Below are 12,171 nucleotides of genomic sequence, written 5' to 3'. Positions count from 1 at the left end.
AGAAAGGGAGAGGTCCAGCGCTTTGAACTTTTTTACATGAGGACACCGGAGATCGTTTCATTTTTTAAAAATCCCCAGGGTTATCTAAAAACCCGTTGGCAGGCACCCGGCGGATACCGCCAGGTGCTTCTTATCGCCTTTCCCCTGATCCTGTCCACCGGCTCCTGGGCGGTCCAGCATTTCGTGGACCGGATGTACCTGGCCTGGTATTCGCCGGAGGCCCTGGCGGCGGCCATGCCGGCCGGGATGCTGAACTTTGCGGTGATGACCATCTTCCTGGGAACGGTGGGTTACGCCGGCACCTTCGTGGCCCAGTATTACGGGGCCAAACAGAACAAGCAGATCGGCCCGGTGATCTGGCAGGCGGTCTATGTGGCGGCGGCCGGGTCGGTGGCGGTGATGCTGCTGATCCCCTGGGCCGGAGCCATCTTCCAAGCGGTGGGGCACGACCCGCTGGTGCAAAGGTACGAGACCACATATTTTGCCATCCTCTGCGCCGGGGCCTTTCCGGCCCTGGTGTCCTCGGCTCTGTCCGGGTTCTATTCCGGGCTGGGAAAGACCATGCCGGTGATGTGGATCAACCTGGGAGCCACCGCGGTCAACGTGGTCTTCGATTATCTGATGATCTTCGGCCACGGCGGTTTCCCCGAGATGGGCATGGCCGGGGCCGCCTGGGCCACGGTCTTCTCGGCGGTGTTCTCCGTCATCGCTTATTCGGTGCTGATCTTCCGGCCGGTATACAACCGGGTCTTCCATACCTTAAGCGGCTGGCGGCTGGACCGGACCAAGCTCTCCGCCCTGCTCAAATACGGTTTCCCCAACGGGGTCCAGTTCTTTTTGGACATGAGCGGCTTCACCTTTTTCATCCTGCTGGTGGGACGGCTGGGCAGCGACAACCTGGCGGCCACCAACATCGCTTTCAACGTCAACACCCTGGCCTTCATGCCGATGATCGGGTTCGGCATCACCGCCTCGGTGCTGGTGGGCCAGTACCTGGGCCAGGACGACCCGGAGACCGCCCAGTACAGCGTCTATTCCGGGTTCCACATGACCTTCGTCTACATGACGGCGGTGGCCCTGCTGTATTTCTTCTGGCCCCAAGTCTTCCTGATGCCCTATGCCGCCCATGCCGATCCCGCCCGGTTCGAGGCCATCCGCCGGACCACCATCGTCCTGCTGCGCTTCGTGGCGGTCTATTCGCTGTTCGACGGCTTCAACATCATCTTTTCCTCGGCCATCAAGGGGGCCGGAGACACCAAATTCGTGATGTACATGCTGCTGATCCTGTCCCTTTTTGCCCTGGTTGTCCCCAGCTACCTGGCCCTGGCCGTCTTTGGGGCCGGGATATATACCGCCTGGACCATCGCCTCGGCCTATGTGGTGATACTGGGCCTGGCCTTCTATTTCCGGTTCCGGGGAGGCAAATGGAAGGGGATGCGGGTGATAGAGCCGCTGGCCCCGTCGCTGATCATTCACCCGGAATCGCCGGCGGTGGAGTGAGGCCGGCTATTGACAAAAGCGTTAACTAATGTTATAATTTGTTAACAAATGTTAACAAAGGGGAAAACCATGAAAACAGGAGAAACACAGGTGATGCTGGGGGTCCGGATTCCGGCTGAGCTTAAGGGAAAGTTGGCCGGGTATTGCGAAAAAAGCGGCATAAAGCTAAGCTACCTGGTAACCCAGGCCATCAGGGAAAAGCTGGAGGAAATTGCCGATGATGCCGGGGATCTGAGGCTGGCGGTCGAAAGGAAAAATGAAGGACACTTGGTGGCGGAAACGTCGTTCAATGCGTATCTTAAAAAACGCCGGACGAAAAGCAGTTGTTCAAAATAAGGTTCCATAAAAAGGTTTTTAAAGACCTTGATAACCTGCCGGATAATGAGGTAGAGCGGATTGCAAAACAAATTGAAACATTGAAAACCAATCCCTTCCCGCCTGGTTTTTAAAAGTTGTCTGGAAAAGATGGTATATGCAGGATACGACAGGGGAATTACCGGGTTGTTTATTCGATTGACCAAAAAGAAAAAGAAGTTATTATTTGGGCGGTAAGGCATCGGAAGGACATTTACCGGTAAAGAAAATGGTTGTCAGGATGGGTTCATTTGATTTGACACTCATAAAATTTTATGGTAAAATAAAAATTCTGTTCTTAAGATTACACAATGTTTATTGTGTAATCTTCTTTTTTAGTTACGAAGGGATACCCGCGAAACACGCAAAATAATCGAAAATATGGAACTGGTTCTGCTCTGTCTCCCTTGGGGAAAAAGGAAAAACTTTTTTTGCTTTTTTTGCGTATTTTGCGGGAGCAGGTAAATCAGCAATCAACATTACAGGTAGAAAATGAACATCATAGTCTGCATCAAACAGGTGCCGGACACCACCGATGTCCGGATAGACCCGGCCACCAACACCCTGATCCGGGAGGGCGTGCCGTCCATCATCAACCCCTTCGACATGTACGCCATCGAAGAGGCCTTGAGGATCCGGGAGAAACTGGGGGGCAGGGTCACCGTCATCTCCATGGGGCCGCCCCAGGTGATAGAGGCCCTCAAGGAGGCGGTGTCCATGGGGGCGGACGAAGCGGTGCTGCTCTCCGACCGGGCCTTTGCCGGGGCCGACACCTGGGCCACCAGCTACGCTCTGTCCATGGGAATCAAAAAGATCGGGGATTACGGGGTGATCCTTTGCGGCAAGCAGGCCATCGACGGCGACACCGCCCAGGTCGGTCCAGGGGTGGCCGAGTTCCTGGATATCCCCCAGGTGACCTACGTCAAAAAAATCGAGGAGATAGACGATAAGAAAGCCAAAGTCTGGCGGATGACCGAGGACGGTTACGACGTGGTGGAGACCAGCCTGCCGGTGGTGTTCACCGTGGTCAAGGAGATCAACGAGCCCCGGCTGCCCTCGCTTAAAGGCAAGATGCGGGCCAAGTCCTACCAGACCACAATCTGGAAGGCGGCCGACATCGGGGCCGACGAGAAGAACATCGGGCTTAACGGCTCGCCCACCAATGTGGTCAAGATCTTCACCCCGCCGGCCCGGACCGGGGGAGTACTACTGCAGGGCGATGTCAACGAAGCGGTGGCCGTAGTGGTCAACGGGCTTAAGGAACAGCAGATCATCTGACCAGAATTCTAAATACTGAATACAGAATACTGGAGACGGGATACAGAATGCCATATTGTGAATTCAATATTCTGTCTTCCATATTCATACAGGAGTAAAAAGTGAGCGATATAGAGATCATCCAGGACAAATGCGTGGGCTGCGGAGCCTGCCTGTCATCTTGCCCCTACGGGGCCATCAGCCTGAAGGACAACCTGGCCGTCATCGACGACGACAAGTGCACCCTGTGCGGGGCTTGCGTGGCCTCCTGCGGGTTCGACGCCATCATGCTTCGCAAGGACCAGGCGGAGCAGGCCGACATCAGCGGCTACCAAGGGGTCTGGGTCTTTGCCGAGCAGAAGGCCGGGGCGGTCCAGAGCATAGCCTACGAGCTGCTGGGCGAGGGGCGCAAGCTGGCCGACACGTTGGGCGCGGAACTTTCGGCCGTGATCTTAGGCAAAGACATCGAGCAGGCCTGCCGGGAGCTGGTCTGGCGCGGGGCCGACAAGGTCTATGCGGTGTCCCATCCCTTGCTGGAGAACTTCTGCGACGAGCCCTACGCCGCCATTCTGGCCGATCTGATAAACCAGCATAAACCGGAGATAGTGCTCTGCGGGGCTTCCACCATCGGCCGGGCCCTGATCCCCCGGGTGGCCATCAAGGCCCACACCGGGCTGACCGCCGACTGCACAGCTTTGGCCATCGATGAGGAGAAGAGGATACTGCTCCAGACCCGGCCGGCCTTCGGCGGGAACATCATGGCCACCATCATCTGCCCCAACCACCGGCCCCAGATGGCCACCGTCCGCCACAAGGTGATGAAGGAGGCTGTTCCCGACAGTACCCGGCAGGGCAAGGTGATCAATGTACCCTATAACCAGAAGATGCCGGCTTCCCGCACCTCGGTGCTGAAAGTGGTGGAGGAGATCACCAGCATGGTCAAGCTGACCGAGGCCGACATCATCGTCTCCGGCGGCCGGGGGATGAAGGGCCCGGAGAACTTCAAGCTGATAGAGAACTTGGCCAAATCCCTGGGCGGGGCGGTGGGCGCTTCCCGGGCGGCGGTGGATTCCGGATGGATCCCCTATTCCCACCAGGTGGGGCAGACCGGGAAGACGGTGGCTCCCAAGCTCTACGTGGCCTGCGGCATCAGCGGTGCCATCCAGCACCTGGTGGGCATGCAGTCATCCGACTGCATCATCGCCATCAACAAGGACCCCGACGCCCCCATCTTCAAGGTGGCCAATTTCGGGATCGTGGGCGATGTTTTTGAAGTGGTGCCGGCCCTTACTAAAAAGTTGCAGGAAACCTGCGGCAAATAAAAGAAAGGAAAAATGGCAGATTTTACCGGAATGGGCGGAGCCCTGACCGTCTGCGTGATTTCCCAGAGCATAGTCTTCATCGCCCTGGCCATAATGGCCGGGGTGATATATGTAGTGGGCACCGCAGCTGGCCGGAACGACAAGCCGGTGGTCCATCTCCTGGGTGGTCCTTCGCCTGAGATCCCGGCAGTCCACGTGAATGAGAACGGGGAAGAGGAGGAGCTGACTGCCATAGTAATGGGAGCATTGACGTCGGAGCTTGGCGTTGAACCCGGATCCGTAGCCATCTCCCAGCCGGACAGGAATGCCTCCGGCCCGGAAAGCTCGTGGAGGATAGTCTCCCTGCAGGAAGCGGCCCAGAGGAGCAACCTGAAATGAGCATCATTTTTGAACATCTGTCAAAGCTGGTCCAGATGTCCGGGATGGCGAATCTCTCCCTGGGCAGCGGCATCATGATCCTGGTCTCGCTGGTGCTGGTGTACCTGGCGATCTTCAAGGGCTTCGAACCGCTGCTGCTGCTGCCCATCGGTTTCGGGGCCTTTTTGGCCAACCTGCCGCTGTCCAACGTGGTGGGGACCGAGGGCCTGCTGACCATGGTCTACAACGTGGGGGTCAATACCGAGGTGCTGCCCACCATGATGTTCATGGTCATAGGCGCTTTGACGGATTTCGGGCCGCTGCTGGCCAATCCCATCACTTTCCTGCTGGGTGCGGCCGCCCAGTTCGGAGTGTTCGCCGCCCTGCTGATCGCGGTGTCGCTGGGTTTCAGTTTGCCCGAGGCGGCCGCCATCGGCATCATCGGCGGGGCCGACGGCCCCACCGCCATCTTCACCGCCGGCAAGCTGGCCCCGCACCTGCTGGGCCCGATCGCGGTGGCGGCTTACACCTACATGTCGCTGGTTCCTCTGATCCAGCCGCCCATCATGCGGCTGATGACCACCAAAAAGGAACGGACCACCGAGATGAAGCAGCTGCGGCAGGTCAGCCACCGGGAGCGGATCGCGTTTCCCATCGCCATTTCCATCATCACCGCCCTGCTGCTGCCCCAGGCCATAGCCCTGATCGGGACCATGATGCTGGGGAACATCATCCGGGAGAGCGGGGTGACCGAGCGGCTTTCCAAGACCCTGCAGAATGAAATGTGCAACATAGTCACCATCCTGCTGGGGGCCTCGGTGGGGTCCACCATGGAAGCCGCCAATTTCCTCAGCCTATCAACCCTGAAGATCGTGGCCCTGGGGCTGATCGCCTTCGGGTTCAGCACCTTCGGGGGGATGCTGCTGGGGAAACTGTTCTACGTCCTCAGCGGAGGAAAGATCAACCCCCTGATCGGCTCGGCCGGGGTCTCGGCGGTTCCGATGGCGGCCCGGGTGACACAGGTGGAGGGGCAGCGGGAGAACAAGCACAACTTTCTTTTGATGCATGCCATGGGACCAAACGTGGCCGGGGTGCTGGGCACGGCCATGGCGGCCGGGGTGCTGATCTCCCTGTTAAAGTAATCTGATATCCTCCACTGGTCGGGATGAAACGAAACTTTTACAGACGCTGATTCACGCAGATCAGAAAGATTATTTTGGGAAATGTTCAGTTTAACATGAAATAGTGTCATTTGCCCAAAAAATAATTCCTGCATTTTACTGCCATGCTTCGCTTCGGCGCAATGGCTGGTTTCCTTACGGATGCAATCTTTTTTTAAAACAAATTCATAGAAGGGCGAAAAAATGTCTCACGGAAAAGTACGGTTCAACACCCTGGCGGTGCACGGGGGCGGGATGCAGGACCTGAGCAAGATCAAGCCGGTCTCCATGCCGATCTACCAGTCCTCGGAGTTCGTCTTCAATTCGGCCGAGCACGGCGCGGCGGTGATGTCCGGCCAGGAGCCGGGCTTCGTTTATTCCCGGCTGGGCAACCCCACCTGCCAGGATTTTGAAAAGCGGCTGGCCCTGCTGGAAGGCACCGACGACGGCCTTTCCTTCGCCTCGGGCATGGCGGCCATCGCGGCCATCGTCTTCACTTACTGCCGCCCCGGAGACAACATCATCTCCTCGGCCCCCATCTACGGCGGCACCTTCGGGCTGTTCAAGGACCTGCTGCCCAAGATGAATATCGAGATCATCTACGTCCCGGCCAACGACATCCACAACCTGCTGGACAAGAAGATCAACGACCGGACCAAGCTGGTCTACCTGGAGACTCCGGCCAATCCCACTTTAGATATAGTTGACCTGGCCGAGACCATCAAGGCGGCCAAGGCCCGCCAGATAACCGTAGCGGTGGACAACACCTTCGCCACCCCCTGTCTGCAGAAGCCGATCCAGATGGGAGCCGACATCGTGATGCACTCGGCCACCAAGTACATCTGCGGTCACGGCGACACCACCGGCGGAGTGGTGGTGGCCTCCAAGGCCGAGATCGACAAGATGAAGCCCATCGCCTACAAGAACCTGGGCGGCAGCATGGCGCCCTTCACCGCCTGGCTGATGTCCCGGGGCCTGCAAACCCTGCCCCTGCGTGTGGAGCGCCATTCCCAGAATGCCATGATCATCGCCCGGTTCCTGGAGAAGCATCCCAAGGTGGAAAAGACCTGCTATCCCGGCCTGGAGTCCTGTCCTTCCCACGCCGTGGCCAAGAAGCAGATGAGCGGCGGTTACGGCGGGGTGCTGGCCATCGACATCAAGGGCGGGCGCGAGGCTGGCCGGAAGTTCCAGAACAACCTCAAACTCTGCAAGCTGGCGGTCAGCCTGGGCAGCGTGGACACCCTGGTCACCCACCCGGCCTCCACCACCCACCTGTCCTATTCCGAGGCCGACCTGGCGGCGCTGGGGATGACCCCGGGTTTTGTGCGGATCGCGGTGGGCATAGAGGACCCCCAGGATGTGATCGAGGATCTGGACCAGGCTCTCTCCAATTGCTGATTGCAAAATTTAAATTGCAAATTGTAAACTGTAAATTGAGCCGCGCCTGTAGCTTCCTTCGACAGGACTTCTGCGAGCTAAGTCGAGCCGCTCAGGACTGGACGCAAGGAAGCCCGGCATCAAGGTAGCAATTCAAGTGCGCCTGTAGCTCAGCTGGATAGAGCGTCGGACTTCGAATCCGCAGGTCGCCCGTTCGACTCGGGCCAGGCGCACCAAGTATAAAAAAGTCTTCTCTTTTACAATAAAGAGAAGACTTTTTTATACCGGTCGTTCACAAAAATATAATATTTGACAATTGACGCACAATATAGTATAATAAAAAAAGAAAATTAACAATTTATAATAATGAGGTTAAAATGAAAAAAATAATGATGCTCTTAACAATAAGTTACTTCTTCAGCACTATTGCATATACCCAGCTCAATGTAAATGCTAATGGGCGTGTTGGTATTGGGACAAAATCGCAAATTGTAAAATTAGATGTAGTTGATTCAAATACTACTGATGGTTGTGTGATGCGTTTAAATGGTAGTGGAACTACTAGTGCCGTTGAATTACGGCTGAATGATTTATTATACCCCGGTGTCTTTTGGTTTATCCAAAAAAGAGGCTATGGTTTTGGCTCTGAACCAAATAATTTTTATATTGGCTATACCGGTAACAATGGCGTTTCATTTACACATGGTATGAGTATTACAACAAGTGGTAGGGTTGGTCTTGGAGAACCAATACCACTTTATAAGCTTGACGTGAAAGGCGATGTCAGAACGCGTGTTTTAAGGCTAACCGCAGAAGATTCTACTTATGCTGGAATTGAAGGTGGACAAATATTGTTTGATAGTTCAAGTACTTCCTATAAATCATGGTGCTTGGATGTTTATCAAAATAGATTTAGAATATTCAATCCTGGTTTTGAAAGATTTAATATTCTGAGCGATGGTAAGGTTGGTATAGGGACAGCAACACCATCTTCTAAACTTGAGGTAAACGGCTCAGCCCAATTTGATACATTAATTCTTGACCCACAAAATACTTCAACTGAAGGTGGTGAGATCAATTTTAAAGGTGCAGGCACATATCCTACGTGGAATGCTGATGTTAATGCCATAAGTTTTAGATTGCACTCTGGGGGTAAAGCAAGATTCTCTGTAGATACCAGCGGTGTAACGACAATTACTGATATTTTAAAATTAACACCTAGATCGACAAAGCCGACGAGCCCAAGTAATGGCTGGATATATTATGATTCTGCCGATAAACATTTATGGTGTTACACCAATGGTTATTGGAAGGGTTTGGACACAAATGCAACCAAAACACCATAAAAGAAGATAGTTAGGTGTGATAATGAAAAGAATAATATTTCTTCTTTCTTGCTGGTGCATTACAACTTTATGTAGTGCACAAGATACGACATTTTATATTGGCACATTTTTTTTTCCATGTGGCTTAGGTAGCCCTGGTGTAGGTTATGATCCAGATTGGCATGAGCATCCTGATACAGCAAAACATCATGGATTCAATTCTATATGGGTCAATTACGAAGAATCAACAATAGGGCAAGTATTTCAGGAAGCAGCTTCATGTAGTATTAAGGTTATGATCAATTCACTAAAAGATCCAGTTACTGGTATTATTTTACCCATAATTGGTGCAGGTCATTCTAATATATATGAATGTGAAGTTGACACCCAAGACGCAGACAATAATTTAACGGCCCCAAACTACTATTATGTAAAATGCCCCACCGCAGTCAGAGATACAAATGTCGAAGGAGCTTCCGACAGTGTGTCGGGTGTGTATTTTAATGCCCAGTACATCGAACCAGGACAATCACAAGCTTGCCGTGTAATTAATGGAGTAAAAGCTAGGTATCCAGCATATAAATATGAATATCCGTGCCGTGATACTACATGGTTCGACCATGATATTAAGGAACAAGAAATACCTCAATGTGGGAATACAGTTAATTTTGGGGCCCAAAGTGTTTTTATGCCATACTATGCTACGTTTAGGCTAATGAGATTGTCTGGTGCACAAAATGGGACGGCTGTCGTTTGTACTTTAAATGTAGAAGTTATTGATGACCAAGCCGACACGTTGTTAGTGCCGTACGTGCATATAAATCATACAGATACAACACATTGGTATAGTATTTTAACTTTGGATAGCTTGCCATTAAATGCTTTTGTGGAAAAAACTGTTCGATTCCAAAAAGATAGTGCGATTGTTTATGATATTGATGGTTGGAGTATGGGAAATCAATACTATGAAAGACCATTTACGCATCATGCCTTTCGTTATTCATTGTCATGGATTGGCGATACCAAAATTGTAGTAGATAGAATTTGTGTTGAAGATACTTTCGGTCGGGCTTTACGCCTTAATGATAATACTATTTATGCTACGTTAAATAGGATGAAAGAAAAAATTAAACAAATGGCAGGTTCGTCAATCACTGCTTATGGTGGTATTTATATTTCTGATGAAATCCGAGCGTATTCGTATGGTACATATAATCGTATCAATAAATTTTTTGTGGACAGCCTTGGCGGAATTAATTATTCAAACATGGTGTGGAGAAACTATCCCTATATGTGTGAAAAAATTGGTTACCCACCGGACACGAATATTTATAAAGTACACAGCTACAGATATTTTTTAAATGCAAACGATGATTCTGCCTATACACCAAATTTGGCTACACATATAATGCCGTTTGGCATAAATCCACGAGACTCTTTGCATAATATTGGAGTTAATACTGCCGGAGTAAGCACCGAAGAGGACTATCAGTGGATTGTAAGACAAATATCTTTTCAATTACAGTCTGCGAGAACTTTATGTAAAAGTAGACAGAGAAATTTTATTAACAGTATACAGACATATGGTTGGGTTCAGACTGGTGACATTGGTGGGGCACGTTTCCCGACGAGTGAAGAAGTAAAACTACAGATTTACGAAGCATTATGCTATGGGGCAAAAGGCTTAACCTATGAATACTGGGGCAGTGATAGCACTGCTAATGTTGTAGTGAAAGGTTTAAAACAATATAATCCTGATAGTGGTGGCTGGTATTGTACTCCACAGATGTATGCAGTTGATACAGCGCATCTCTTATTGAAGAAAATCGGTGGTATTCTAAAACGCGGAACAAGTGACATTGTTTATGGTATTGATAGCCTGAGAAATGGCTCTGAGATCCAATATCCAAATGGTTTTATTAAGGCCGTGAAAGCCCCAGGCAGTACTTTGTATATGGATGTAGGTCTTTTTACAGACAATAATGAGAAGTATTTCATGCTTGTTAACAGAAGAACAACAAACTGTGCAACAGTTATCGATACAAGCAGCATATCATTAAAATTCAACTATCCCTATCCATTCCGTTTGAAACACATAATTGCCGATACTGCAGAAGCTGACACTTTCTGCAATTGCACTTATGCGTGGGGTAACGGTAAAATATTCCCTTCGCGCGATACATCGTATAGCTTGACAGTTACACTGAACCCGGGTGAAGGTAGGTTTTATAAGATTGTTCCTTACTATCAATCAGCTATTGACACAACAATAAATAACTATCAAACAGTATATGATGAATTATATGGTGTTAATTATGTTTCGGCAAGTAATACTAATATTACTGGCAGTAGTCGCATAAAATTCACAACGGAAAAAACAAGCGGGTATATAGATCTACTCGGCGGTTTTAATGTAGAGTTGGGTAGCACGTTTACTGCTGAGGCCGTTGAACATTTGGATATTTATAATTACCCCAGTTTTTCTTTTCCTTATGTTAACAATGGTGTAACTGGAGGAAACGAGAAAGAACCCAAAAATGTCGAACAGCATATTATTAATAACATACCTTTGCAGTATGCCCTTTCGCCAAGTTATCCTAACCCGACGAATAGGCTCACATCATTTAAATACCAATTGCCAAAATCATCCAACGTGAAACTAAATATTTATAATATTTCAGGTCAGGTGGTAAAACAATTCGAAATGGGTAATCAGAAGCCGGGTCATTATACAATTGCTTGGGATGCCGCCAAAGCTGCCAGTGGCGTATATTTCTATAAATTAAATGCTGGAGATTACCAGGCGATAAAGAAACTGGTTGTTGTAAAATAACGCTGTAAATAGTTGAATAGTGCGTATCCGGCGCAGGTCGCCCGTTCGACTCGGGCCAGGCGCACCAAGACTTGGGAATAGATAACAGGGAACGGATCATTGGGGTTAGATGATAGGGAACAGATGGTTGTTTCAGAACGGGGAACGGGAGATACATAAAGTTCCAGATGACTCAGGTACGGTTTTGGCGGTTTAGCCGGTAGAAAAAATGGTGGTAAATCCAATTTTTGTATTGACTTTTACAGATTTTTTGATATAATAGATATTCTTTGCCTCAAAATTAGCCCCCAAGTAAAAAATTAAAGCCTTGGGGGCAGGGGTCTATTATTGTTTTTACGGATAAAAGCCCACCTAGCTCAGTCGGTAGAGCGCGTCCTTGGTAAGGACGAGGTCACCAGTTCAATCCTGGTGGTGGGCTCCAGATAATTACCGCCCACGAAACGCACGAAAAGCGCTAAACTGACATTTAGCGTTTCCTTCGATCCGCCATGGCTAACTCAGGACAAGTTTTAGTGGGAAAAGAAAATAATCCAAAGATCATCATAGGAGAAACCATCATGGCCAAAGCAAAATTTGAGCGTAAGAAGCCTCACGTGAATATCGGGACGATCGGTCACGTGGACCACGGCAAGACGACCCTGACCAGCGCGATCACGAAGTACCTGTCGGAGCAGGGTCTGGCCCAG

At 50.7% G+C, this 12,171-nt stretch carries 11 protein-coding genes and 2 tRNA genes; all 13 read left to right on the top strand.

The features are described from left to right. Positions 1-36 precede the first annotated feature (36 nt). Entirely contained in the window at positions 37-1,500 is a 1,464-nt protein-coding gene (locus HZA73_10480) for an MATE family efflux transporter (GenBank protein ID MBI5806452.1), read from the top strand. A gap of 69 nt (positions 1,501-1,569) precedes the next feature. Further along, the gene (locus HZA73_10475; GenBank protein MBI5806451.1) at positions 1,570-1,836 is read left to right on the top strand and encodes a hypothetical protein; all 267 of its coding nucleotides are present in this window, start codon (positions 1,570-1,572) and stop codon (positions 1,834-1,836) included. Between the two features lie 116 nt (positions 1,837-1,952). Beyond that, a complete protein-coding gene (locus HZA73_10470; GenBank protein ID MBI5806450.1) occupies positions 1,953-2,078 on the top strand; it encodes a type II toxin-antitoxin system RelE/ParE family toxin in 126 nt (41 codons plus the stop codon). A gap of 268 nt (positions 2,079-2,346) precedes the next feature. Continuing rightward, positions 2,347-3,132: an electron transfer flavoprotein subunit beta/FixA family protein gene (locus tag HZA73_10465; GenBank protein ID MBI5806449.1), complete on the top strand. Its 786-nt coding sequence runs from the start codon at positions 2,347-2,349 to the stop codon at positions 3,130-3,132. Positions 3,133-3,233: 101 nt separating this feature from the next. Next, the gene (locus HZA73_10460; protein ID MBI5806448.1) at positions 3,234-4,433 is read left to right on the top strand and encodes a 4Fe-4S binding protein; all 1,200 of its coding nucleotides are present in this window, start codon (positions 3,234-3,236) and stop codon (positions 4,431-4,433) included. A gap of 12 nt (positions 4,434-4,445) precedes the next feature. Continuing rightward, on the top strand, positions 4,446-4,811 hold the full coding sequence (locus HZA73_10455) for an OadG family protein (protein MBI5806447.1): 366 nt from the start codon (positions 4,446-4,448) through the stop codon (positions 4,809-4,811). Further along, positions 4,808-5,932 (top strand): sodium ion-translocating decarboxylase subunit beta, encoded by a 1,125-nt coding sequence (locus HZA73_10450; GenBank protein MBI5806446.1) that lies wholly within the window; start codon positions 4,808-4,810, stop codon positions 5,930-5,932. Before HZA73_10455 ends, HZA73_10450 begins: the two co-directional genes overlap by 4 nt. Positions 5,933-6,154: 222 nt before the next feature. Next, complete coding sequence (locus tag HZA73_10445; GenBank protein MBI5806445.1) at positions 6,155-7,348, top strand: aminotransferase class I/II-fold pyridoxal phosphate-dependent enzyme; 1,194 nt, start codon at positions 6,155-6,157, stop codon at positions 7,346-7,348. Positions 7,349-7,486: 138 nt separating this feature from the next. Next, positions 7,487-7,563: transfer RNA gene (locus tag HZA73_10440), tRNA-Arg, on the top strand. Between the two features lie 141 nt (positions 7,564-7,704). Further along, positions 7,705-8,673: a hypothetical protein gene (locus HZA73_10435; GenBank protein ID MBI5806444.1), complete on the top strand. Its 969-nt coding sequence runs from the start codon at positions 7,705-7,707 to the stop codon at positions 8,671-8,673. A 22-nt stretch (positions 8,674-8,695) separates the two neighbouring features. After that, on the top strand, positions 8,696-11,485 hold the full coding sequence (locus HZA73_10430; protein ID MBI5806443.1) for a T9SS type A sorting domain-containing protein: 2,790 nt from the start codon (positions 8,696-8,698) through the stop codon (positions 11,483-11,485). Between the two features lie 345 nt (positions 11,486-11,830). Beyond that, a tRNA-Thr gene (locus HZA73_10425) sits at positions 11,831-11,906 on the top strand. A gap of 136 nt (positions 11,907-12,042) precedes the next feature. Continuing rightward, positions 12,043-12,171 (top strand): elongation factor Tu (gene tuf / locus HZA73_10420; protein MBI5806442.1); only part of this gene is annotated, 129 nt, incomplete at its 3' end.

Source organism: candidate division TA06 bacterium, from assembly GCA_016235665.1.
Lineage (GTDB): Bacteria > Edwardsbacteria > AC1 > AC1 > EtOH8 > UBA5202.
This window is presented reverse-complemented; position numbering and strand designations above follow the sequence as displayed.

Bases quoted from the DNA above. Each gene is read 5' to 3' on its own strand.
- HZA73_10455 (MBI5806447.1), top strand. From the start codon at position 4,446: ATGGCAGATTTTACCGGAATGGGCGGAGCCCTGACCGTCTGCGTGATT.
- HZA73_10430 (MBI5806443.1), top strand. From the start codon at position 8,696: ATGAAAAGAATAATATTTCTTCTTTCTTGCTGGTGCATTACAACTTTA.
- HZA73_10475 (MBI5806451.1), top strand. From the start codon at position 1,570: ATGAAAACAGGAGAAACACAGGTGATGCTGGGGGTCCGGATTCCGGCT.
- HZA73_10435 (MBI5806444.1), top strand. From the start codon at position 7,705: ATGAAAAAAATAATGATGCTCTTAACAATAAGTTACTTCTTCAGCACT.
- HZA73_10450 (MBI5806446.1), top strand. From the start codon at position 4,808: ATGAGCATCATTTTTGAACATCTGTCAAAGCTGGTCCAGATGTCCGGG.
- HZA73_10465 (MBI5806449.1), top strand. From the start codon at position 2,347: ATGAACATCATAGTCTGCATCAAACAGGTGCCGGACACCACCGATGTC.
- HZA73_10480 (MBI5806452.1), top strand. From the start codon at position 37: ATGAGGACACCGGAGATCGTTTCATTTTTTAAAAATCCCCAGGGTTAT.
- HZA73_10445 (MBI5806445.1), top strand. From the start codon at position 6,155: ATGTCTCACGGAAAAGTACGGTTCAACACCCTGGCGGTGCACGGGGGC.